This window comes from Kribbella sp. CA-253562 (genome assembly GCF_050942265.1).
Classification (GTDB): Bacteria; Actinomycetota; Actinomycetes; order Propionibacteriales; family Kribbellaceae; genus Kribbella.
Genome location: NZ_CP192049.1, coordinates 2,771,757 through 2,792,286, shown reverse-complemented (window position 1 = coordinate 2,792,286; position 20,530 = coordinate 2,771,757). Strand labels below are relative to the sequence as shown.

Genomic DNA, 20,530 nt, shown 5'->3' with positions numbered 1-20,530 from the left:
CACTAGCCCTTGACTGCGCCGACCATCACGCCCTTGGTGAAGTGGCGAGCGACGAACGGGTAGATGACGAGCACGGGCAGCGTCGAGATGACGATCAGCGCGTACTTGAGGACGTTGGCCAGTTGTTGCTGCTCCAACTTCCCGGCCAGGTCGGCCGCGTCCGCGCCCGACTTGTTGAGAATCAGCACGTTGCGCAGAACGATCTGCAACGGGTACAGCGAGGGGTCCTTCAGGTAGACCAGCGCGTCGAAGTAGCTGTTCCACTGGAAGATCACGTACATCAGCGCAATCACCGCGATCACCGGCTTGGACAGCGGCAGCACCACCGACCACAGGAAGCGCAGGTCGCTCGCGCCGTCCAGCGTGGCCGCCTCGTACAGCTCGTCGGGGATCGTCGAGCGGAAGAAGGTCCGCGCGATGATCACCTGCCAGACGCCGATCGCGCTCGGGATCACCATCGCCCACCGGGTGTCGAGCATGTGCAGGTCCTGCACCACCAGGTACGTCGGGATCAGGCCGCCGGAGAACAGCATCGTGAAGATCAGCCCGGTCATGATCACGTTGCGGCCGAAGAACGTGCTGCGCGACAGCGGGTAGGCGATCGCGATCGTCAGCGAGACGCTGATCAGCGTGCCACCGACGGCGTAGATGATCGAGTTGACGTACCCGCGCACGATCGCCGGGTCGCCGAGCGCCTCCTGGTACGCGCGCAGGCTCGGCTCGACTGGCCAGAGCAGCACGCGGCCGGCCGAGACCGCCGACGCGGAGCTGAACGAGCTGGCGACGATGTAGATCAGCGGCAGCGCGACCGCGATCAGGGCGATCCAGAGCATGATCCTGACGCCGACGAGGAAGATCTTGTCGGCGCGCGTCTCCTCGATCGTGGTCCGTTCGGACACGGTCGTGTTGGGACGGCGGGAGCCCAGGGAGGTAATGGTCATGACCAGAGTCCGTTTCCGGTGATGCGCTTGGCGGCGAAGTTCACCGCAACCAGCAGGAAGAGATTGACCACGGAGTTGAACAGCCCGATCGCCGTCGCCATCGAGAAGTCGGCGTTCAGCAGACCCGTCTTGTAGACGTAGGTGGCGATGATCTCGGACTGGGCCAGGTTCAGCGGGTTCTGCAGCAGGAAGACCTTCTCGAACCCGATCGACATGATGTTGCCGACGCCGAGCACCAGGATGATCACGGCGGTCGGCATGATGCCGGGCAGGTCGACGTTCCAGATCCGCTGCAGCCGGCTGGCGCCGTCGATCCGGGCCGACTCGTGCAGCGCCGGGTCGATGCCGGCCAGTGCGGCCAGGTAGATCACCGCGGAGTACCCGGTGGTCTGCCAGACGTCGGACCAGACGTAGATGTGCCGGAAGTAGTCCGGGTCACCGAGAAAGTCGATCGCCGGTACGCCGAACAGCCCGATCGCGTCGTTGACGAAGCCCAGCCGCGGCGACAGCACCAGCAGCGTCATCGAGACCACGACGACGGTGGAGATGAAGTACGGCGCATAGGTGACCAGCTGGACGGTCTTCTTGAACACGCCCTGGCGGATCTCGTTCAGCGCCAGCGCCAGGATGATCGGGATCGGGAAGCTGGCCAGCACGGTGTAGAGCGCCAGGCCGAAGGTGTTCTTCAGCAACGTCCAGAAGACCGGGTTGTCGAAGAACAGCTGGAAGTTCTTGAAGCCGACCCACTCGCTGCCCCACGGGCCCTTGACCGGGCTGTAGTCCTTGAACGCGATCACCGCGTTGGAGATCGGGATGTACTTGAAGATCACGAAGTACGCGAGCGGGAGCACGATCAGCAGGTAGAGCTGCCAGTGCCGGCGGAAACTGCGGCGGGCCGCCGTCCGGCGGCTCGGCCGGCGCCGGCGGACACTGGTCACCGCCTGCTGCACCACCGGAGCCGGTGGCGCCGGGTTCACCTCGATCGTTCCACTCACTCGCCGAATCCCTTTCCTGGTCCCGCACGTGCTGTGACGATTCGCGCACCGTCTGCGCCAGAACCGATATCCGATAGGATCTCGGAACTCTTCACCGGGAGAATGACACAGAACCCGGCGTTGCGGAAGAGGCACCACGCGGGTGGTTATCCGATGTTGACCAAGCCCGCGAAACCCCTGCTCCACAAGGGATCCGAGCAGTTGCCGACGGCAAATGACATGGTCGGGAAACGCCAATGGATCCCACGGCGGCACCGGGGGATCTGAGCGTCACGTCGGGCGGCGGCGGAGGCGTTCTGAGCGGTCGTCTCCGGTCCGGACCAGTTTGTTTCTACCGTTAACTATGTCGCAGTCAACTGTGCCGGGGGCCTCAATGTCAAGACTTTCGGGCCCAAGTCGTCAGGACTTCGCGGTAGGCCCCTCGGCCGGGTCGACCCGACACCTGATGCCGGCCGGTCGCGAAACGCACCGCGCATGCGCACTGGGTGAGCGTCGCGCTGGTGTCAGTCGACGGCGAGGCGCCCGTGAACGTGGGCGTCGTGCCAGCCGTCGGCGTGCAGCATCGAGCCGCGCAGTACGCCCTCGAGCGGGTACCCGGCCTTGGTCGCGACGCGGCACGACTGCTCGTTGTGCACCGAATGGTCGATGGACAGCCGGTGCAGCCCGAGCGTGCCGAAGGACCACTCGGTGAGGACCTGCACAGCCCGCCCGGCCAGACCTCGGCCGCGGGCGGCGGGAAGCACCCAGTACGAGAGGTGCGCCTTGGCTTCCGGAAGGTCGATGCCGCGCAGGCCGATCTGGCCGACCGCCCGGTCGTCGTCGCCGACGATCGCCCAGCTTGCCGCCTCCTCCGCCGACCAGCGCCAGGCCCATTGAGCCACCCAGGTCAGGCCCTCGGCGTCGTCGTCGATCCGCAGGACGTGCCAGCGCTGGACATCCGCGTCAGAGAAGGCCTCGCGCACCGCCGCGACGTCGTCGGCGCGCCACGGCCGCATGCCGGCGAGGCGGGGCTGGGCCATCCGGGACAGCGCACCAGCGACCAAGGCAGGGCTGCTCAGATTCGGCATGGAGGCAGTGTGTCAGGCATGGGGGTGTCAGGGACGCGGTGTCCCGGTGCGGCCGAGCTGCTTCTCGATCTCCTGCAGGTCGAAGCGGCCGGTGTGCTGCCCGGTCCAGAGCTCGGCCATCACCATGTTGACCCGGAACACCCGCTCCAGCGGCTCGGTCGCGGCGATCTCCTCGGCCGACAACGGGATGCCGAGCTCGGTCGCCTGCTGCTGGTAGCCGGTGATCAGCTCGGGCGAACGGTGCACGCGGGCCATCACGAACTCCCAGCTGCGGCTGTCCAGGTGGGCGAGGTCGAAGTCGATCACGCCCACCCGCTCGCCCTCGAAGTGCAGGTTCCACTCGGCGAAGTCGCCGTGCACGATCACCTGCGGCAGCTCCAGCAGGTTGTGCTCGGCAACGAATTGCTTGCCGGCGGCCATCGCGGCGTCCGCCCAGTCGGCGAGGTCGGGGCGTAGTTCCCGCAGGGCGGCGATCCCCGGAACCCAGTCCTGGAACTCGCCCATCGCCGCCAGGTCGCAGCCCTGGAAGAACCCTTCGCGTTGGGGCAGGTCGACGACAAGCTCGCGCAGGTCGGCGTGCAGCCGCGCGAGGACCGCGCCGCGTTCGGCCCGCTGCTCGGGCGTTTCGCCGCGCCGGGGCTGACCGGAGACGAATCGCGTCGCGGCCCAGAAGCGTTCGTCGGACCGGATCGGGCCGGCGACCGTGCTGGGCACGTCCCAGCCGCGGTCGGTGAGGTGGGCCAGCACCTTCGCCTCGAACAGCAGGTCCAGCTTGGTGCGGAGGACGTGGTAGCGGCGCAGGACGACGCGCTCCCCTGCGCCGGTCCACAGGAACCAATTGCCGTTGCCGGGATGGGCCGGGTCGGTGCCTTGGATCTCCTCCAGCTTCTCGACCGGGAGACCGAGCCGGGCTGCGACGTCGTACGGCGTGGTGGGCATCGGTCCATTATCCAGGTGCGTTGGGCTTCCCGCGCCCGGATAATCGCCGGGCATGGACCTGCGCGCGATCGAGGTGACCGACGGCGTGGACGCCGTCCGGGCCGGCTTCACTCCCGAATTCGTTGCCCTGGACAACGGACAACTCGTCGGCTGTACGGCGCTGCGCTGGTGGGACGAGGCCGACGGCACCCGCCTGTACCTGCTGCTCGGCTGGGTCGAGCCGGTCTTCCGCGGCCGGGGGCACGGACGCGAGATCCTCGCCTGGCAGGAGAACCAGGCGCGCGAGCACCTCGCCGCCCATCCCACCGCCGGCCCCGCGATGTACGGCGGCAACCCCCGCGACGACGACCCGGGCATCGAGGCTCTGCTGCGCGCGGCAGGCTACGAGATCGCGTTCACCAGGATCCAGCTCACGCTGGAGCTCGACGGCGCTCCGCTGGTCGACCTGCCGGCCGGGATCGAATTGCGCGCGGCCTCCGCGGACCACCACCGCGACGTCTTCGCGGCGAACGCCGAGGTCTTCAACGACCGCTCCCTCGGTTACGTCCAGGACACCTTCGAGGAGTTCGAGCGTGAGGCCGCCGACGACTTCCCCGACCACGAACTGTGGACCCTCGCGTACGCCGGGAACCAACTGGCCGGCTGGGTGATCAGCGCCGAGGATGAGGACGGCGTCGCCGACACCCCGTGGGTCGGCGTACGGCCCGCGTTCCGGCGTCGGGGGCTCGCCTCCGCGTTGCTGCGCGTCAATCACGCCCAGCTGCTCGACCACGGCATTCACACCAGCGGCATCTGGACCCTGGAGGAGAACCCCAACGGCAGCGTCGCGCTCTACGAATCGCTCGGCTACCGCCGCAGCGCCCGTCAGCCCCGCTACCGCAAACCGATTCAGGGCCGGCACAAGACCTGACCCGACCATCACGGGGGAACGGCCGGGCCAGGCACTTCGATGGTACCCCTCGGCGGGCGGCACAACCGGCTTATTCGGGGGTGAAGCCGAGCGTTTTCGCCTACTGTTCTCGGCATGCGCATCCGGGCCGCCGAGCCGGTCCGTACCTACTACACCTTCAACGCGGTGTGGGCTTTTCTGTTCGCGCTCTGCTTCACGTTGAGCGCGGTTTACTACGTCAAGGATGTCGGGCTCGATCCGCTGCAGCTGGTGCTGGTGGGGACGACGCTCGAGGTCGCGTGCTTCCTGTTCGAGGTGCCGACGGGCATCGTCGCCGACCTCTTCAGCCGGCGGTTGTCGATCGTGATCGGGTTCGCGCTGATCGGCGCCGGCTTCCTGCTGCAGGCGCTGGTGCCGGCGTTCGGCGCGATCCTGGCCGCGCAGGTGCTCTGGGGCATCGGGTACACGTTCGTCTCCGGTGCGGACCAGGCCTGGATCACCGACGAGATCGGTGAGCAACGGGTCGGGCGTGTGTTCGTCCGGTGCCAGCAACTCGAGCTCGGCGCGACGATCGCCGGAACCGTCGCCGCCGGGGCGCTCGGTCTGATCAGCCTGCCGCTGCCGCTGATCGTCGCCGGTGCCGGCATGATCCTGCTCGCGCTCGGGCTGGCGCTGGTCATGCCCGAGCGCAACTTCCATCCGACGCCGCGGGCCGAGCGGGAGACCTTCCGGCAGATGGGTCGCACGTTCCAGCAGGGCCTGCGGGTCGCGCGCAGCCGCCCGGTGGTGCGGATCATGGTGCTGATCAGCCTGATCGGCGGCCTGTCCAGCGAAGCGTTCGACCGGCTCTGGACCGTACACGTGCTCGACCACAGCTTCCCGGACTGGTTCGGTACGACGGACCCGGCGTTCTGGTTCACCGTGCTCGCCCTCGTCGGGACCCTGCTGTCGCTGATCGGGTCGCTCGTGGTCAACCGCGTCTCCCCCGAGCGCGTCAACGCACTCCACCCCAACGGCCTGCTCGCGCTGCTCGCCCTGATCCACCTGGCCGGCGTCGTCGCCTTCGCACTGCTCGGCAACCTCTGGCTCGGCCTGGCCGCGATGTGGCTGAGCCGGGTCGCGACGACCATCGCCGTCCCGATCGAGTCCGCCTGGCTGAACCGCAACCTGGACTCGGCGTCCCGCGCCACCGTCATCTCGATGGTGTCGCAGGCCAACGCGATCGGGCAGGTCGCCGGCGGTCCCCCGCTCGGCGCCCTGGCCGGTCGCGCTTCGGTCCGTACGGCGTTGCTGGTGTCGGGGCTGATCCTGCTGCCGATCCCGGTGCTCTATCTGCGGCTGCGGCCTCGACCGGCGGACGGGGTTCCGGCGGGCGACGTACCGGAGTCCGAGCCGCGGTCGGGTTAGTCGGTCCCCACCCGGCGGCGGTCGTAGCCCGACTTGATCAGGCTGACCACTGTGGTCACGAGCAGCGTGCCGGCGATGAAACCGAGCGAGGTGGCGATGCCGATGTGCGGCAGGTGGATCGCGCCGATGTCGTCGATGTGCGAGCCGTGCAGCGCCTCGATGATCAGCTTGACGCCGATGAACGCCAGGATCACCGACAGGCCGACGTTCAGGTAGATCACCCGCTCCAGCAGGCCGCCGATCAGGAAGTAGAGCTGACGCAGGCCCATCAGCGCGAAGGCGTTCGCGGTCAGCACGATGTAGGCGTCCTGGGTGAGGCCGAAGATGGCCGGGATCGAGTCGAGCGCGAAGATCACGTTCGCCATCCCGATCGCGGCGATCACGATCACCAGCGGGGTCAGCATCCGGCGGCCGTCGATGCGGGTGACCAGCTTGCTGCCGTCGTAGTCGTGGGTCAGCGGCAGGATCCGGCGCAGGCCGCGCAGTACGGCGTTCTCCTGGAAGTCGCTCTCGTCGTCGCCCTCCAGCGCCAGCCGGACCGCGGTGTAGACCAGGAACGCGCCGAAGATGTAGAACACCCAACTGGCCGCCGAGATCGCCGCCGCGCCGGCCAGGATGAACACCGCGCGCAGCACCACCGAGACCACGATGCCGATGTAGAGCACCTTGTCCTGCGCCAGCGACGGCACCGCGAACCGGGCCATGATGATCACGAACACGAACAGGTTGTCGACGCTCAGGCTGTACTCGGTGATGTAGCCGGCGACGAACTCCCCGCCGCTGGCGCCGGGACTGAACACGAACAGGCCGACCGCGAACAGCGCCGCCAGACCGACGTAGAACAGCACCCACCGGGTGGCGTCCTTGATCGTGACGCCGCGCTTGCGCCGCGCGATCACGATCAGGTCGAACGCGACGATCGCCAGCAGGCCGGCGATCGTGAGCACCCACACGACAGGGGACATGACAGAGACCATGAGAGTTCCTCCGGACGACGACAGCCAGCACTGGTCCGGAGGTCTCTTCCGCCCGGCCGCACGCGTCCGGACCGGCAGCACCGGGTCGGCCGCCCAGTCCTTCCGTGATGACGACGCTGCCGTGACGAGTCAGTCAGACGTGCCGCGGCACGACCGGGACGGGCTCGGGGGAATACTCCCCTCCACGGGATATTCTATTACCCACCAATGTATACCGGATACGCGAGGGCCTTCCACTCGGCTGACTTGTGACGGTACTGTCACACCGCTAGGCTGTGAGCGTACTGTCACAGCAAGGAGAAACGCGATGGCGATCGGCGGAATGCAGCAACTCGGTGCCGCCGTGCGGGCCGAGCGCAAACGTCGCCGTCAGTCGCAGGCCCAGTTGGCTGCCGAGGCGGGCGTCTCCCGGGAGTGGCTGAGCCGGCTCGAGAACGGTGCGCCGCGGCTGGAGGCCGACAAGGTCCTGCACGTTCTGTCCGTGGTCGGAATCTCCCTGGTGACCGCGGACGAACAGGTGACGCAGCGCGATGTCGCGAAGGCGCAGCAGATCGCCTGGACGATGTCGCTGGAGGCCCAGCCGGTGACCGACGAAGGCTTCCAGCGCATCCTGCGCAAGATCGTCGCCCACCGCGTGCGCAACCAGGCGGCGTGAGCCCGGAGCGGCTCGGCGGCGACGAGGACGGCCAGACACCGGTCGACGCCGACGACGCGCAGTACCTGACTGCGGCGTACGCGTCGATCGCGACCCGCGGTGAGTTGAACGACGCCGAAGCCGACAACATCACCGACGCCTTGCTCTGGCTGGGTGACCAAACGCTGACCACTGCCGACGTGCTGAGCCAGACGTTCCTGCGGGAGCTGCATCGGCGGATGTTCGGTGAGGTGTGGAGCTGGGCCGGCCAGACCCGTCGGCGCGAGATGTCGATCGGCGTCGCGCCGGCGCAGATCCAGGAGCGCTTGCAGATCCTGCTCGGCGACACGGCGTACTGGGTGGAGCATCAGACCTTTCCCGAGTCAGAGATCAGCATCCGCTTCCATCACCTGCTGGTGTCGATCCACCCCTTCGTCAACGGCAACGGCCGGCACGCACGGCTCGCGGCGGGCGCGCTGGCCGACACCCTCGGCCTCGGTCCCGACCATCTGTCGTGGGGCGCTCGCAGCGGGCTGCCTGTCGCCGAGGCTCGCCGACGCTACCTGTCCGCCCTCCGCACCGCGGACCGCGGCGACTACGCCGCACTGCTGGAGATCGCCGTCCGCTGACTCGTGCCGGGTGATTGGATGCGAGGATGACGAAGCCCTCGGAGCATGCGGTGGCGCAGTACTCGGTGTCGGGTGAACGGTTGACGGCGCGGATGGCGGTGCACGCGTTCGGGACCAATCCGCGGGGGTGGTTCTCGTGGTTGGGTGAGCGGCTCGCGGTGCGCGGGGACGTGCTGGAGGTGGGCGCGGGGACCGGGCGACTGTGGTCGGAGGTGCCGTACGACGGGGCGCGGCTCACGTTGACCGACGCCTCGGCGGCGATGTGTGCCGAGCTTCGGCGGGTGCCCGGGGCCGTCGTACGGCGGGCTGATGCTGCTGACTTGCCGTTCGCGGGTGAGAGCTTCGACCTGGTGATCGCCAATCACATGCTGTACCACGTGGACGATCCGTCGGCCGCGCTGGCGGAGTTCGCTCGGGTGCTTCGGCCCGGTGGGCGGCTGGTGGCGGCGGTGAACGGGCGCGAACACATGGCGGACCTTCGGGAGCTGGGACCCGCGATCGGTCGCGCTGACCTGCTGCGTGGGCTGGTGGTGAACGACGTGGTGACGGAGACGGTGGAGGCGCTCGTCGCGGAGCACTTCGCCGACGTGGTGCTCGAGCACTATCCGGATGACCTGCACGTGCCGACGGTGGAGCCGGTGCTTGGTTACCTGAACAGCCTCACCGATCGCCCGCTGAGCGCGGCGGAAGAAGCAACTGTACGGCGGCTGGTGCAGGCGAGGATCGATGCCGAGGGCTACTACTTCGTGCGGAAGCGGGTCGGGCTGGTGACCGCGCGGCGGTGAGGGTCAGGCGGGCGGGGCGACCGTGGCGTCCAGGCGGCCGGAACGGCGCAGGGAGTCCGCGACGAAACCATGGGCCTTCAGTTCCTCGACCTGGTCGCTGAGCCAGACGACCGTGTCGGGGTCGCGGTCGCGGTGCACGCAGACCGCCTGGCGGATCTCCATGAAGCGGTCCTGGATCACGCGGGTGCCCGGCGTACGGGCGGCGAACTCCTCGACCGGCCGGCGGATGCCCGCGCCGGCGTCGAGGTTCTCGGCGGCGAAGACGTCGACGCCCTCGGCGCCGCGGACGAGGGTGGCGTGCCGGAGGGTTCGGGTCAGGAACAGGTCGTACGCCGATCCCTCCTTGACCCCGATCCGCAGACCCGGCCGGTCGACGTCGTCCGGGCGGGTCAGCGCGGAGCCCTCCGGTACGACGTACACGCCCTCGATCACCACGTACGGCGTGGTGAACGCGACCTGGTCGGCGCGCGCCGGTTCGATCGCGAGGAAGCCGAGGTCGGCCGTCCCGTCGACGAGCGCCGCGAACGACTCCCGCGCCGCGCCGAAGCAGAAGAACTCGACGGGCAGCTGCAACCGCCGGGCGATCTCGCGAGCGATGTCGGGCGTCACCCCGGTCGGCTGCTCAGGCGTGCCCTGCGCGAGCACCGGATTGCCCAGATTGATCGAAACCCGCAGGACACCGGTCGGGGCCAGGTCGTCACGTACGTCGGTCGCCATGCCGACGACCCTACGTCAATCACTTCGGCCAGAACCGGTCGTTCGCCAGCGCCGGTTCGTGCTTGCCAGAGGCAATGTTTCCCAGAGTGCGACGCGATCGCAGCGGCAGACATGAAAAGCGGCAAGGAAGACATCTTCCTTGCCACTACTAACTTATAGCTCATGGGGGGACTTGCCGCAAGGCCCCGTTGGTGGCTCACAATCGTCGGCCTGACCACCAACCGAGCGAACGGGGATGCCTCACCCATGTCATTGGGAACCACCAGTGCCTTTCAGCTTGCCGGCCACCTGGCGGGCAAGAACGACCCCGCGCTGATCGCGCGCGACGAGGCGCACTTCGCCGCGATCGCGGACAGCCTCGACAAGTCGATCAGCGACCTGTCCGAGCGGCTGGACGACCTGCGCAAGGCGCCCGGCGGCACCGGCCAGGAAGCACTCGACCGCGACTTGGAGATCCACCGCCTCACCACCCGCCTGCGGACCCTGCGCCGCTTCGGCCTCGACCTCTGCCTGGGCCACATGGTTGCCGAGGGCGACGACGAGCCCGTGTACGTCGGACGGCTCGGGCTGACCGACACCGAAGGACGCCGGCTGCTGATCGACTGGCGCTCCCCCGCCGCCGAGCCGTTCTTCGGCGCCACCCACGCGAACCCGATGGGCCTGGTCAGCCGCCGCCGGTACCGCTGGACCAGCGGCCGGATCAGCGACTACTGGGACGAGGTGTTCACCTCCGACGGGTTCGAGGGGCACGCGGCCGCGCTCGACGACCAGTCGGCGTTCATCGCCAGCCTCGGCAGCAACCGCTCGGACCGGATGCGCGACGTACTGGGCACCATCCAGGCCGATCAGGACGCGATCATCCGGGCCGGTTCGCGCGGCGCGCTGGTCGTCGACGGCGGTCCGGGGACCGGCAAGACCGTGGTCGCGCTACACCGGTCGGCGTACCTGCTGTACTCCGATCCGCGCCTGGAGCATCGTCGGGGCGGTGTACTGTTCATCGGGCCGCACCAGCCGTACCTCGCTTACGTGTCCGACGTCCTGCCGAGCCTCGGTGAGGAAGGCGTCCAGACCTGCACGCTGCGCGACCTGCTGCCCGAGGGCGCGTCGGCCCGCCCCGAGAGCGACGCCGAGGTCGCGCGGCTCAAGTCCTCGGCGGCGATGGTCGGGGCGATCGAGCCCGCCACCGCGCTGTACGAGGAGCCGCCGACCAAGCCGATGGTCGTCGAGACCGATTGGGCGGACCTCTACCTCAGCGTCGGCGACTGGGCCGAGGCCTTCGGTTCCGTCGACGCCGGTACGCCGCACAACGAGGCGCGCGACCTGGTCTGGGAGGAGCTGCTGACGATCCTGCTGGACAAGGTCGACCACGACGACGAGGAGGTGTCGGTCGACCAGATCCGCCGTTCGCTGCTGCTGAACGACGACCTCCGTGACACCTTCGACCGGGCCTGGCCGCTGCTCGAGCCCACCGACCTGGTCGCCGACCTGTGGTCCGTACCGGCGTACCTGCGGCGTTGTGCTCCGTGGCTGGAGCCCGACGAGGTCCGATTGCTGCAACGCGACGACCCGTACGCGTGGACGGTCTCCGACCTGCCGCTGCTGGACGCCGCCCGTCAGCGAGTCGGTGACCCGGAGGCGTCTCGGCGCAAGCGCCGCCGGGCGGCCGCCGTCCAGGCGCAGCGTGAGCAGATGTCCGAGGTGATCGATCGCCTGCGTCAGGCCGACGACGGCGAGGGACTCGTGCAGAGCCTGGTCCACGGCGACCTGCAGGACGCACTGATCGACGAAGGCGGCCTGCCGACGCCCGACCCGGACGAGCTGGCCGGACCGTTCGCGCACATCGTCGTCGACGAGGCGCAGGAACTGACCGACGCCGAGTGGCAGATGCTGCTGCTGCGCAACCCGTCGCGCAGTTTCACGATCGTCGGCGATCGGGCCCAGGCCCGGCACGGCTTCACCGAGAGCTGGGAGGAGCGGCTGCATCGGGTCGGGCTCGACCGGGTCGAGCTGGCCGGACTGACCGTCAACTACCGCACGCCCGCGGAGATCATGATCGAGGCCGAGCCGGTCATCCGCGCCGTACTGCCCGACGCGAACGTGCCGACCTCGATCCGCACCAGCGGCCTGCCCGTCGTACGCGGGTCGGTCGACGAGCTGGACAAGATCCTCGACGCGTGGACCTCCGAGCACCCCGAAGGCGTGGCCTGCGTGATCGGTGATCCGGCGTTCGAGGCGACTCAGCGGGTTCGCTCGCTGTCGCCGGTGCTGGCCAAGGGGCTGGAGTTCGACCTGGTCGTGCTGATCGATCCCGAGACCTTCGGCAACGGAATCGAGGGCGCGGTCGACCGGTACGTCGCGATGACGCGCGCGACGCGGCAGCTCGTCGTACTGACCAGCAACTGACACGATGTTTCCGGGCAGTTGTCGATTCGTGCTCCGGCCGTTCGACCTGGGGGTGGAGAAGGGCCGCGGTGGTCCTTCCCACCGAGTGAAAGGGACCTCCGATGAGCAAGTACATGCTGATCATGCGGCCGACCGACGAGGCGTTCGCCATCTTCGCGGACGTCGACTTCGACGAGATCGTCACGACGATCGGCCGCTTCAACGACGAGCTGATCCGGGCCGGCGTGCTGCTGGCCGCCGAGGGGCTCGACCCCGAGGAGAGCGTGGTGGTCGACTTCACCGGTGAGGCGCCGGTGATCTCCGACGGCCCGTACGGCGAGACGAAGGAGCTGTTCAGCGGCTACTACATCCTCGAGGTCGCGTCGCGGCAGGAAGCGGTCGAGTGGGCCAAGCGGATGCCGTACACCGAGCACTCGAAGATCGAGATCCGTCGCGTCACCGGGATCGACGAGCTGCCGCAGGACAACCCGTGGGTGCAGAAGGAGCGCAAGTGGCGCGAATCCACCGGTCAACTGTGAGCCGACGGAGTCGCTCGATCCGGCCCGACTCCGAGTGCACCCGGGGCCGGGCCGGCGATGAGTGAGGCGAGGCGCGCCGTCGAGGCGGTGTGGCGGAGCGAGTCCGCCCGCATCGTCGGCGCGCTCGCCCGCTACACCCGCGACTTCGCGCTGGCCGAGGACGTCGCCCAGGAGGCGCTCGCCGAGGCGCTGGTCAGCTGGTCGACCAGCGGCATCCCCGACCAGCCGGCCAGCTGGCTGACCGCGGTCGGCCGCCGCCGGGCGATCGACGCGTTCCGGCGGCGCGCCGGCGCCGACGAGCGGTACGCCGTACTGGCGCGCGACCTCGACACCACCACTCCCGGCGCGGACGCCCTCTTCGACCCCGACGCCATCGACGACGACCTGCTCGCGCTGATCTTCACCTCGTGCCACCCGATCCTGTCGAAGGAGGCACGAGTAGCGCTCACCCTCCGCGTCGTCGGCGGCCTGACGACCGACGAGATCGCGAAGGCGCTGTTCGTGCCGGTCCCGACGATCCAGGCCCGGATCACCCGGGCGAAGAAGACCATCGCCGCGGCCGAGATCCCGTTCGCCGTTCCGGAGCCGGCCGAGCGCCCGGGCCGGCTCAGCTCGGTGCTCAACGTCATCTACCTGATCTTCACCGAGGGCTCGTCGGCCTCCCACGGTGACGCCTGGATCCGGACCGACCTGGCCCAGGAAGCGCTCCGCCTGGCCCGCAGCCTCAGCCGCCTGACCCCCGAGCCGGAGGTCCAAGGCCTGCTGGCCCTGATGGAACTGACCGCCGCCCGCTTCCCCGCCCGCATCGACGCCGACGGCCGCCCGGTCCTGCTCGAAGACCAGAACCGCCACCTGTGGGACCACTCCGCCATCCGCCGGGGCCGAGCCGCCCTCGCCCAGGCCGTAGCAGCCGGCCGAGGCCTGGGCTTCTACGGCCTGCAAGCCGCCATCGCCGAGTGCCACGCGGTAGCCCCCAGCGTCACCGAAACCGACTGGCCCCACATCGTCCGCCTCTACGAGGCCCTCGCCCAACTCGCCCCCTCCCCCGTCATCGACCTCAACCGAGCCGCCGCCGTCGCGATGGCCTCCGGCCCGCAAGCCGGCCTCGACCTCGTCGACGACCTCGCCCACGGCGTCCTCGGCCGCTCCCACCTCCTCCACGCCGTCCGCGCCGGCCTCCTCACCCGCCTCGACCGCCCCGCCGAAGCCCGCGCCGCCTACCTGCAAGCAGCCGACCTCTGCACCAACGAGGCCGAACGCGCCGTCCTGAAGTCGAAGGCCGCGGAGCTGTAGTGGGTCGAGAAGTGAGTGACAGAATCTGAAGAGGCCGTCAGATCGCCGACCGCAGCCGGCTCTAGGTCCTCGCGTGCTCGTCAAGTAATTGTGCTAGTCGATCCGGACTCGCCAACTCGATCTTCCGTTCTGCCGCCCACATCCGTCGGCGATCATCCAAGACGTCGGGCCTAGCCAGCAGAACACCGTGCGTGATCGCGTCACGGTCGATAGCCGCAAGTAGATGGTTGGCTCGGTCCACGAAGGCTGACATCTGCGGGCGCTGCAGCCAGGAGGCGACCTCGATGCCGATAATCGACCCGTTGGGCAACTCGACGACAACGTCAGGCGTGCCGTCGGGCTGGTCCCGAAGGTTCCCTCGGCGTGTTGCGACTACCCGAGCGGTGATCTCCAGGAACTGCTCCTCGACTTGTCGCAGCATCCGGAGCAGGTCACTGAAGAGGCTCGTGACGATCAGGGCGCCGTCAGCCTCCAGATCTGCACCGTACCGTTGAATTGCCCCGGTACTGGTGTAAAAAAGGACTGGCAGTTGGATGTACGCGGGATCCTGGTTGAGATCGCGCAGCAATTGAACACCCCCGGGCAGCTGACCAGATCTCTCGAAGTCCCGGTTCACGTCGCTGATGACCGCGTCGACTTCCGTCTCCCTGAGAACCGCGAAGGCTTCCTCATTCGTTTTCGCCGTGACCACGTCAAGGATCTGACGGAGGCTTTCAAGTTCGTAGGTGTTGTTCTCTGGATGGTCGTCGACCCACAGCACTCGCCTGAGCGTCCTGGGCTTGTCGTCCGGAAGATCGACCCTGCTTTCGGGCATCGAAGCGGCCGACTGCGTGTCGGCGCCGGTGGTTACCCTTGCCGTCACTTCACCGAACAGCTGCGAAATGGCGTCCTGTTGCTGCCGGAGCACGCCAAGGATCTCCTTCAGGCTGACGGCAGCGTCTTGCCACTCCGCCTTCGCGCCGCCCACCTCCAAGGCCTTGAGACGCGAGACAAAAGGCGCGATGAGGGCAACGGCGAGCAGGGCAACACTCGTCGAGTCGACCTGGGGCGCGTTGTCTTCGAAGAACGTGTGGACGATCAGGCCCGCCCAAGCAAGAACAACGACAGCAAACACCGCAGACCGGGTGAGTTTCCCCATCTTGAGTTCGGCGACTTGCCCTTGCTCCAACTTGCGAAGTGCCTCATCCGCACGATCGAGCGCCTCGGAAAGCGAGTTTCTCTGGGATGACCGGGCCCCCTCCCCCTCATTCATGGTTCTGACGATAACCAGCTGCTGTTCGTCTCGTCTTTAGCTCAGCAGTGAAAGTTCTCGGCATGTTTTGATGGCGGCTGACTGGGCTCGCATGAGCGCTCAGCACGCTGCTCAAAGGCATCTCCTTCGGCTGTCTCTTCGGCCCTCAGCACCTCTCCCAACGACTGGTCTCCCTGGAGTGCAGCCGGTCGCCCGTGTCAGCGGCCGTGTCAGCGGTGTGGCGGGGGCGTGTCAGCGGGGGCGCCGAGAGTACTCGCATGACAAGTTCTGCGATCGAGGTTTCGGGCCTGCGGAAGGCTTTCAAGGACAAGGTCGTGCTCGACGGCATCGATCTGGAGGTTCCGGCGGGTACGGTGTTCTCCCTGCTCGGGCCTAACGGGGCGGGCAAGACGACGACTGTGAACGTGCTGACCACGTTGGCGCAGGCCGACGCCGGGACGGTGCGGGTGGCCGGGTACGACGTGGCGACCGACGCGAAGGCGGTGCGGGCGGCGATCGGCGTGACCGGTCAGTTTGCGGCGGTGGACGAGCTGCTGACCGGCCAAGAGAACCTCCAGCTGATGGTTGACCTGAGCCGCTCGGCGACCGGCCCGCGGATCGTCACCGACCTGCTCGAGCGGTTCGAGCTGACCGAGTCGGCGCAGAAGCCGGCGTCGACGTACTCCGGCGGCATGCGCCGCAAGCTCGACCTGGCGATGACGCTGGTCGGCAACCCGCGGATCATCTTTCTCGACGAGCCGACGACCGGGCTCGACCCGCGCAGCCGGCGCACGATGTGGGCGATCATCCGCGACCTGGTGGCCGACGGGGTGACCGTTTTCCTCACCACCCAGTACCTCGAGGAGGCCGACCAGCTCGCCGACCGGATCGCCGTCCTGGACCAGGGCAAACTCGTTGCCCAGGGCACCGCCGAGGAGCTGAAGCGGCAGATCCCCGGAACACACGTCCGGCTCCGGTTCACCAGCGTCGACGAACTCGACGCGGCCGCCCGGCTGTTCACCGACGCGAGCCGGGACGACGACGCGCTGGCCCTGCGGGTCCCCAGCGACGGCGGGACCAAGTCGCTGCGCAACGTACTCGACCGGCTCGACGAGTACTCCCTCAGCGCGGACGAGTTCTCCGTGCACACCCCCGATCTCGACGACGTATTCCTCGCCCTCACGGGCCACACCACGGAGGTAGGAGCGCGATGAGCGCCAAGTCCCACTCGCTGGTCATGCTGAGCCGCGACTTCAAGCACGTCGCCCGCAACCCGACCTCGGTCTTCAACGCCGTGCTGATGCCGGTGATCATGCTGTTCATGTTCGTCTACGTGCTCGGCGACGCGTTCAGCGTCGGAGTCGACTACATCGACTACGCGACGCCGGGCATGATGCTGCTGGCCGTCTGCTACGGACTCGGCGGCACCGCGGTCTCGGTGAACTCCGACATGACCAAGGGCATCATCAACCGGTTCAAGGTGATGGACGTTCCCCGGCACGCGGTGCTGACCGGCAAGGTCGTCGCCTGCGTGCTGACCAACGTGATCGCCATCGCGGCCCTCGTCGGCGTCGCGTTCCTGCTCGGCTTCAGCCCGTCGGCCAGTGCGCTCGACTGGCTCGGCGTGATCGGTCTGGTGCTGTTGCTCGGCTTCGCCACCGCGTGGCTGACGGTCGCCCTGGGCTTGGCGGCGAAGTCCCCGGAGACGGCCGCGTTCGCCGCCGTACCGCTGATCATGCTGCCGTTCTTCAGCAGCGCGATCGTGCCGGCGGACAAGATGGGGCCGGGCATCAAGCAGTTCGCCCAGTACCAGCCGTTCACGCCGATCATCGAGACCCTGCGCGGTCTGCTGAACGGCACGCCGGACACCGGCGACGCGCTGACCGCCGTCGCCTGGTGCCTCGGCATCGCGCTGGCCGGCTTCCTGTGGGCGTCGGCCACGTTCACGAAGCGAGCGTGACCTCGGCCAGCTCCTGCCAGCTGGTCTCCCGGCCCTCCTGAGCCGCCTCGGCGTACCGCGCGTCGCCGAGGCGGCTTCGTGCTGCCTGCTCGATCCGCGCCTCGTCCGGGTTGGACCGATCCGGCAGCCCCCGTACGGCGGTACTTGCCGCCAGCAACCGAACGGCCTGCTCGTACTGCTCACGCCGCAACGCCAGGTCCGCGACCCCGACGAGCGTCTGTGCGATCACGGACGCGTGACCGGATCGGGCGGCGGCCTGGCAGGCCGAGGCGTGGTGCCGGCGAGCGGCCGTGAGATCGTCGGCGAGATAGCCGAGCAGGTTGTCCGTGGTGGCGCGCACGTGCGGCTGTTCGGCCTCGTCGCCCAGCGTCGTGGCCACCACGCGCAGCTGCCGGTGCGCCTCGTCCGCGTCGCCGCGCCACCGGGCGAGCTCAGCCTTCGAGAGCGCGAACATGGCCAGCGCGCCCGGCCAGCTGACGCGTTCCGCGTGCCGCTGCGCCTCGGCGAGCGCCGCGTCGCTGGACTCCGTGTCCCCGAGCAGCCAGTACAGCTGGGCCTGACGTGAACACTTCTGGACCGCGTCGTCGACGGCACCGAGTTCCATGACCACCGCGATCGCCTGGTCGTAGTACGCGCAGGCGCCGGCGAAGTCACCCCGTACGGCGATCCGCTCGGCCAGCTCCATCAGCGCGAACGAGATCCCGAACCGTTCTCCGATCGCGCGGAACTCTGCCAGTGCCAGTTCGAAGTGCGCGTCCGCCTCGAGCCCGCCCTGTCCTCCGAACACGACCCGCATCTTGCCCAGTTGCAGCCGGGCGATGGCGCGCACCCAGGGGTCCTCGCTGCCGAGCAGCGACTCCATCGCCGTCAGGGCGGCTTCCGGTGACTGCAGCAGCCGTTCCAGCGGCTCGATCATGCCCAGCAGGGGACGAGCGAGCCGAGTACGCCGGCTGACCCGGTACGCCTCGTGGATCCATTGCTCCGCATGGTGTTCGTCGCCCGGCCCGGTGTTCAGGAACGTCACGACGATCACGTACACCATCGCCCGGACCTCGTCGGTCACCTCACCAGGGATCCGGGTGGCCGCCATCACCAGCTCGTTGCCCTCGGCCTTGTGTCCGCCCAGCCACCAGTAGAACCCGGCGGCCGCGGCGAGCCGCATCGCCTGCTGCGCCTCGCCGGCCGCGATCGCGCCGCGCATCGCGGCACTGAGGTTGTCGTGCTCGGCCGCGAGAACGGCGAGCCACTCCAGCTGCTCGGCGCGGCGAAGGTGCGGCTCCGCGGTCTCGGCGAGCTCGGTGAACCAGGCGAGATGCGCCTGACGCGCGGGCTCCGTCTCGCCGGCCTCCGCGAGCCGCTGTGCGGCGTACTCCCTGATGGTGCCGAGCAGCCGGTACCGCGGAGCTTTGTCGCCGTCGGCAACGACCAGGGACTTCTCGGTCAGGGCGGTCAGCAGCTCGAGTACCTGCCACGACTCCACCGAGTCGCCGGTGCAGACGCGCTCGGCGGCCTCCAGGCTCGCACCGCCGGAGAACACCGAGAGCCTGCGCAGGACCACTCGCTCGGCGTCGCTCAGCAGCTCCCAGCTCCAGTCGATCACTGCGCGCAGCGTGCGTTGCCGCGGCAGCGCGGTCCGGCTGCCGCCCGTGAGCAGCCGGAAGATGTCGTCGAGGCGGTCGGCGAGTTGGTCGAGCGACATCGTGCGCAGCCGGGCCGCGGCCAGTTCGATCGCGAGCGGCATCCCGTCCAGCGCCCGGCAGACGCGCGCCATCGTCGCCGAGGTGTGCGGATCGGCCGCGAGGTCCTTGCGGACGTCACCCGCCCGCTCCCGCAGCAGTTGGACGGCGGCAGAGGACTCGATCTCGGCCGGGTCGACGTCACTCGCGGGCAGCGCCAACGGCACGACCTGCCACAGCGCTTCCCCGGTGATGCCGAGCGACTCCCGGCTCGTCGCCAGGATGCGCAACCGGTGGCATTCGCCCAGCACCCGATGGGCGAACGTCGCCGCCGACTCGATCACGTGCTCACAGTTGTCCAGGATCAGCAGGGCGTCCCGCTCGCGGAACGCCGTGACGAAGCGGGCCGTCGGTTCCACATCCGATCCCTCGGCCTGAAGGCCGTCCCGCAGGCCGAGCGCGGTGAGGACTGCCTGGGCGACGTCGCTGTCCACGCCGATCGGCGCGAGCTCCACCATCCACACGCCGTCCGGGAGTTCGCCGAGCAGAGTGCGCCCGGTTTCCGTGGCGAGCCTGGTCTTGCCCGCGCCGCCTGGGCCGACCAGAGTGGTCAGCCGATGCCCGGCGACGAGGTCCCGGACCACCGCGATGTCGTCGTCCTTGCCGACGTAGCTGGTCAACTCGGAGCGCAGGTTGGTCTTCCGGTCCTCCGGCTTGCGCCCGATCTCGCCTCGCAGCAGGGCAACATGGACGGCCAACAGCTCCGGGGACGGGTCGACGCCCAGCTCGTCGGCCAGGGCTTGCCGGGTGCGCTCGTAGGTTTGCAGGGCGTCGGCGTTACGGCCGGCCGCGGCGAGTGCCCGCATCAGCGCGGCGACGAAGCGTTCCCGCACGGGATGCGCGGCGACCAGGTCGGTCAGCTCAGTGACCAGTTCGGCGCCGTTGCCCAGGGCGATCTCCGCGTCGTACCGGTCCTCGAGCGCCGCCAGGCGGAGCCCTTCGAGCCGGGTGATCGCGGCGTCGTACGCCGTACTGTCCTGCAGCCCGATGTCCTGCAGGGCGCCGCCGCGCCACAGGTCGAGAGCCTCGCGCAACAGTTTCGGGTCCTCTTGCCGGCGAGCCTGGCCCACCAGCCGCTCGAACTTCACGGCGTCGACCGCATCCGTCTGGACCTCGAGTTTGTAGCCCTCCGCGTGCCCCTCCACCACACCGTCGGGCAGCACCTTGCGCAGCCGCGAAACCAACCGCTGCAGGGCGTTCGCGGCATCCGCCGGCGGGTTCTCGCCCCAGATCCAGTCGACCAGCGTCGCCTTCGTTACCACCTGCCCCGGCCGCAACGCGAGCGCGATCAGCAGCCCCCGCAACCGAGCGCCTGGTACGTCGACCAGAGCGCCGTCGCCGGTACGAACCTCGAACGGCCCAAGCATCCCGATCTGCACCCGCTGATCTTGCCACGCCCCGGTCTCTTT

At 68.8% G+C, this 20,530-nt stretch carries 18 protein-coding genes; 10 read left to right on the top strand and 8 right to left on the bottom strand.

The features are described from left to right. Window positions 1-2: 2 nt before the first annotated feature. The 4 genes from ACQPXM_RS13435 to ACQPXM_RS13420 form a co-directional block, all read right to left on the bottom strand. The gene (locus ACQPXM_RS13435) at window positions 3-941 is read right to left on the bottom strand and encodes a carbohydrate ABC transporter permease (RefSeq protein ID WP_432948338.1); all 939 of its coding nucleotides are present in this window, start codon (window positions 939-941) and stop codon (window positions 3-5) included. Continuing rightward, window positions 938-1,936: an ABC transporter permease gene (locus tag ACQPXM_RS13430; RefSeq protein ID WP_432948336.1), complete on the bottom strand. Its 999-nt coding sequence runs from the start codon at window positions 1,934-1,936 to the stop codon at window positions 938-940. Before ACQPXM_RS13430 ends, ACQPXM_RS13435 begins: the two co-directional genes overlap by 4 nt. 503 nt (window positions 1,937-2,439) lie before the next feature. Beyond that, window positions 2,440-3,003: a GNAT family N-acetyltransferase gene (locus ACQPXM_RS13425; RefSeq protein ID WP_432948334.1), complete on the bottom strand. Its 564-nt coding sequence runs from the start codon at window positions 3,001-3,003 to the stop codon at window positions 2,440-2,442. Between the two features lie 27 nt (window positions 3,004-3,030). Further along, on the bottom strand, window positions 3,031-3,942 hold the full coding sequence (locus ACQPXM_RS13420; protein WP_432948332.1) for a phosphotransferase enzyme family protein: 912 nt from the start codon (window positions 3,940-3,942) through the stop codon (window positions 3,031-3,033). 52 nt (window positions 3,943-3,994) lie between these two features. Between ACQPXM_RS13420 and ACQPXM_RS13415 the strand changes: the two genes are divergently transcribed. Next, a complete protein-coding gene (locus ACQPXM_RS13415) occupies window positions 3,995-4,852 on the top strand; it encodes a GNAT family N-acetyltransferase (protein ID WP_432948330.1) in 858 nt (285 codons plus the stop codon). A gap of 114 nt (window positions 4,853-4,966) precedes the next feature. Continuing rightward, window positions 4,967-6,238 (top strand): MFS transporter, encoded by a 1,272-nt coding sequence (locus tag ACQPXM_RS13410; RefSeq protein WP_432948328.1) that lies wholly within the window; start codon window positions 4,967-4,969, stop codon window positions 6,236-6,238. Here the strand turns inward: ACQPXM_RS13410 and ACQPXM_RS13405 are convergent. After that, complete coding sequence (locus ACQPXM_RS13405) at window positions 6,235-7,203, bottom strand: TerC/Alx family metal homeostasis membrane protein (RefSeq protein WP_432948326.1); 969 nt, start codon at window positions 7,201-7,203, stop codon at window positions 6,235-6,237. The genes ACQPXM_RS13410 and ACQPXM_RS13405 overlap by 4 nt on opposite strands. Window positions 7,204-7,522: 319 nt before the next feature. Here ACQPXM_RS13405 and ACQPXM_RS13400 point away from each other — a divergent pair, with 319 nt between their 5' ends. From ACQPXM_RS13400 to ACQPXM_RS13390, 3 genes are read left to right on the top strand one after another with little or no spacing between them, the layout of a single operon-like run. After that, entirely contained in the window at window positions 7,523-7,870 is a 348-nt protein-coding gene (locus tag ACQPXM_RS13400; RefSeq protein ID WP_432948324.1) for a helix-turn-helix domain-containing protein, read from the top strand. Then, window positions 7,867-8,478: a mobile mystery protein B gene (locus ACQPXM_RS13395; RefSeq protein WP_432948322.1), complete on the top strand. Its 612-nt coding sequence runs from the start codon at window positions 7,867-7,869 to the stop codon at window positions 8,476-8,478. Before ACQPXM_RS13400 ends, ACQPXM_RS13395 begins: the two co-directional genes overlap by 4 nt. A gap of 26 nt (window positions 8,479-8,504) precedes the next feature. Next, window positions 8,505-9,263: a class I SAM-dependent methyltransferase gene (locus ACQPXM_RS13390; RefSeq protein ID WP_432948320.1), complete on the top strand. Its 759-nt coding sequence runs from the start codon at window positions 8,505-8,507 to the stop codon at window positions 9,261-9,263. Window positions 9,264-9,266: 3 nt separating this feature from the next. Here the strand turns inward: ACQPXM_RS13390 and ACQPXM_RS13385 are convergent, their stop codons facing one another. After that, a complete protein-coding gene (locus tag ACQPXM_RS13385; RefSeq protein WP_432948318.1) occupies window positions 9,267-9,980 on the bottom strand; it encodes a transporter substrate-binding domain-containing protein in 714 nt (237 codons plus the stop codon). A gap of 246 nt (window positions 9,981-10,226) precedes the next feature. Between ACQPXM_RS13385 and helR the strand changes: the two genes are divergently transcribed. The 3 genes from helR (at window position 10,227) to ACQPXM_RS13370 (ending at window position 14,194) form a co-directional block, all read left to right on the top strand. Then, window positions 10,227-12,383, top strand: coding sequence for an RNA polymerase recycling motor ATPase HelR (gene helR / locus ACQPXM_RS13380; protein WP_432948316.1), 2,157 nt, complete (start codon window positions 10,227-10,229; stop codon window positions 12,381-12,383). 101 nt (window positions 12,384-12,484) lie between these two features. Beyond that, window positions 12,485-12,901 carry a YciI family protein gene (locus ACQPXM_RS13375; RefSeq protein ID WP_432948314.1) on the top strand — a complete coding sequence of 139 codons (417 nt, stop codon included), beginning with the start codon at window positions 12,485-12,487 and terminating at the stop codon, window positions 12,899-12,901. Window positions 12,902-12,958: 57 nt separating this feature from the next. Then, on the top strand, window positions 12,959-14,194 hold the full coding sequence (locus ACQPXM_RS13370; RefSeq protein WP_432948312.1) for an RNA polymerase sigma factor: 1,236 nt from the start codon (window positions 12,959-12,961) through the stop codon (window positions 14,192-14,194). A 61-nt stretch (window positions 14,195-14,255) separates the two neighbouring features. On the opposite strand, the gene ACQPXM_RS13365 is transcribed toward ACQPXM_RS13370, so the two are convergent. Beyond that, complete coding sequence (locus ACQPXM_RS13365) at window positions 14,256-15,446, bottom strand: response regulator (protein ID WP_432948310.1); 1,191 nt, start codon at window positions 15,444-15,446, stop codon at window positions 14,256-14,258. Window positions 15,447-15,703: 257 nt separating this feature from the next. Between ACQPXM_RS13365 and ACQPXM_RS13360 the strand changes: the two genes are divergently transcribed. Together ACQPXM_RS13360 and ACQPXM_RS13355 are read left to right on the top strand one after the other, a co-directional pair. Continuing rightward, complete coding sequence (locus ACQPXM_RS13360; RefSeq protein WP_432948308.1) at window positions 15,704-16,639, top strand: ATP-binding cassette domain-containing protein; 936 nt, start codon at window positions 15,704-15,706, stop codon at window positions 16,637-16,639. Then, a complete protein-coding gene (locus ACQPXM_RS13355) occupies window positions 16,636-17,385 on the top strand; it encodes an ABC transporter permease (protein ID WP_432948306.1) in 750 nt (249 codons plus the stop codon). Before ACQPXM_RS13360 ends, ACQPXM_RS13355 begins: the two co-directional genes overlap by 4 nt. On the opposite strand, the gene ACQPXM_RS13350 is transcribed toward ACQPXM_RS13355, so the two are convergent. Next, window positions 17,369-20,500 carry a BTAD domain-containing putative transcriptional regulator gene (locus ACQPXM_RS13350; protein ID WP_432948304.1) on the bottom strand — a complete coding sequence of 1,044 codons (3,132 nt, stop codon included), beginning with the start codon at window positions 20,498-20,500 and terminating at the stop codon, window positions 17,369-17,371. The genes ACQPXM_RS13355 and ACQPXM_RS13350 overlap by 17 nt on opposite strands. Window positions 20,501-20,530: the final 30 nt, after the last annotated feature.

Excerpts from the sequence above, each read along its gene's own strand:
- ACQPXM_RS13435 (WP_432948338.1), bottom strand. The coding sequence starts at position 941 with ATGACCATTACCTCCCTGGGCTCCCGCCGTCCCAACACGACCGTGTCC.
- ACQPXM_RS13425 (WP_432948334.1), bottom strand. The coding sequence starts at position 3,003 with ATGCCGAATCTGAGCAGCCCTGCCTTGGTCGCTGGTGCGCTGTCCCGG.
- ACQPXM_RS13420 (WP_432948332.1), bottom strand. The coding sequence starts at position 3,942 with ATGCCCACCACGCCGTACGACGTCGCAGCCCGGCTCGGTCTCCCGGTC.
- ACQPXM_RS13415 (WP_432948330.1), top strand. The coding sequence starts at position 3,995 with ATGGACCTGCGCGCGATCGAGGTGACCGACGGCGTGGACGCCGTCCGG.
- ACQPXM_RS13410 (WP_432948328.1), top strand. The coding sequence starts at position 4,967 with ATGCGCATCCGGGCCGCCGAGCCGGTCCGTACCTACTACACCTTCAAC.
- ACQPXM_RS13405 (WP_432948326.1), bottom strand. The coding sequence starts at position 7,203 with ATGTCCCCTGTCGTGTGGGTGCTCACGATCGCCGGCCTGCTGGCGATC.
- ACQPXM_RS13400 (WP_432948324.1), top strand. The coding sequence starts at position 7,523 with ATGGCGATCGGCGGAATGCAGCAACTCGGTGCCGCCGTGCGGGCCGAG.
- ACQPXM_RS13390 (WP_432948320.1), top strand. The coding sequence starts at position 8,505 with ATGACGAAGCCCTCGGAGCATGCGGTGGCGCAGTACTCGGTGTCGGGT.
- ACQPXM_RS13385 (WP_432948318.1), bottom strand. The coding sequence starts at position 9,980 with ATGGCGACCGACGTACGTGACGACCTGGCCCCGACCGGTGTCCTGCGG.
- helR (WP_432948316.1), top strand. The coding sequence starts at position 10,227 with ATGTCATTGGGAACCACCAGTGCCTTTCAGCTTGCCGGCCACCTGGCG.
- ACQPXM_RS13375 (WP_432948314.1), top strand. The coding sequence starts at position 12,485 with ATGAGCAAGTACATGCTGATCATGCGGCCGACCGACGAGGCGTTCGCC.
- ACQPXM_RS13370 (WP_432948312.1), top strand. The coding sequence starts at position 12,959 with ATGAGTGAGGCGAGGCGCGCCGTCGAGGCGGTGTGGCGGAGCGAGTCC.
- ACQPXM_RS13365 (WP_432948310.1), bottom strand. The coding sequence starts at position 15,446 with ATGAATGAGGGGGAGGGGGCCCGGTCATCCCAGAGAAACTCGCTTTCC.
- ACQPXM_RS13360 (WP_432948308.1), top strand. The coding sequence starts at position 15,704 with ATGACAAGTTCTGCGATCGAGGTTTCGGGCCTGCGGAAGGCTTTCAAG.
- ACQPXM_RS13355 (WP_432948306.1), top strand. The coding sequence starts at position 16,636 with ATGAGCGCCAAGTCCCACTCGCTGGTCATGCTGAGCCGCGACTTCAAG.